This window comes from Streptomyces sp. NPDC044033 (assembly GCF_056434425.1).
In genome coordinates this window covers 1-1,164 of sequence record NZ_JBWKFF010000070.1, presented here as the reverse complement: position 1 = coordinate 1,164, position 1,164 = coordinate 1, and the positions used below count along the sequence as shown (strand labels likewise).

The following is a 1,164-nucleotide window of genomic DNA, read 5'->3' as shown; positions in this document are numbered from 1 at the left end:
GAGCCGTGCCCCACCGTTACCAGGGCCTGGGCCAGGGCCGGCGCCGTGCCCCCGAACACCACGCCGGCCAGTTGCTGGGCTAAGGAGATCGCGGTGTAGCGCACCCGGACCGGGAAGGCATCGACGAGCAGGGCGGCGATCACCGCGTAGACGACGGCGCTGGCGGACTCCACCCCGCACACCGCCAGCGTGATCCGGACCAGTGAACCGCTCCCCAGGGCCAGGACGGTGAGCGGAACCGCGAGCAGGTACAGAGCCAGCCCCAGGGCGCAGATCCGTGCGGCCCCCAAGCGTTGGGCGGCTATCGCCGCGGCGGGTTGGACCAGGAACCGGGTGACAGCCGCGCATAGCACCACGCCCAGTACCTTCTCCCGGGGGAAGCCGATGTGCACGGTCGCCCAGGACAGCACGAAGGTGCCGGCCAAATACGTCCCGGCAACCGGAACGGCACAGGCCCCGACGCACATTGCAATCTTCGGGAAGTGCCGCTGTAAGGTGTCGCGCACCGGGGCGGGGGCCACTCGCCCCTGTGCCGAGAGTCTCTCGAACTCCGGGGATTCGGGCACCTTCAGCCGTATGACCAGGCCGACGGCCGTGAGGACGGTGGACAGCAGGAAGGGGACCCGCCAACCCCAGGCCAGGAACTCGCCGTCGCCCAGTCGCGAGAACGGGAGGAAGACCGCGCTGGTCAGGATTGAGGCCAGCGGGGTCCCTTGCTGCACCATGGCCGTCAGGATCACCCGGCGTCCCTGCGGCGCGTGCTCGCCGGCCAGTAGCACCGCGCCGCCCCACTCGCCGCCCACTGCGATCCCTTGGACGAGCCGCAGAGCGCACAGCAGCACCGGAGCGATGACTCCCGCCTCCTCGTAACGAGGCAGCAGTCCGATGCCCGTGGTAGCCGCCCCCATCAGCACAAGTGTCGCCACCAGAGTGCGTTTTCGTCCGAGCCGGTCCCCGAAGTGGCCGAACAGCACGGCGCCGACAGGACGGCCTAGAAAGCCGACCCAGAATGTCGCGAACGATGCCAGCAGACCGGTGGCCTGCTGCGCTCCGGGAAAGAACAACTCTGGGAAGACCAGGCTGGATGCGGTGGAGAAGACGAAGAAGTCGTACCACTCGACCGTGGTTCCTAGCAGGCCGGCGAGTGCCGCCTTGTGGGCGGGG

1 protein-coding gene is annotated in these 1,164 nt (G+C 69.2%); it reads right to left on the bottom strand.

Going from position 1 to position 1,164, the window contains the following annotated elements:
* Positions 1-1,164: MFS transporter (locus AC07AB_RS40195; RefSeq protein WP_478577686.1), on the bottom strand; the 1,164-nt coding region annotated here is incomplete at both ends.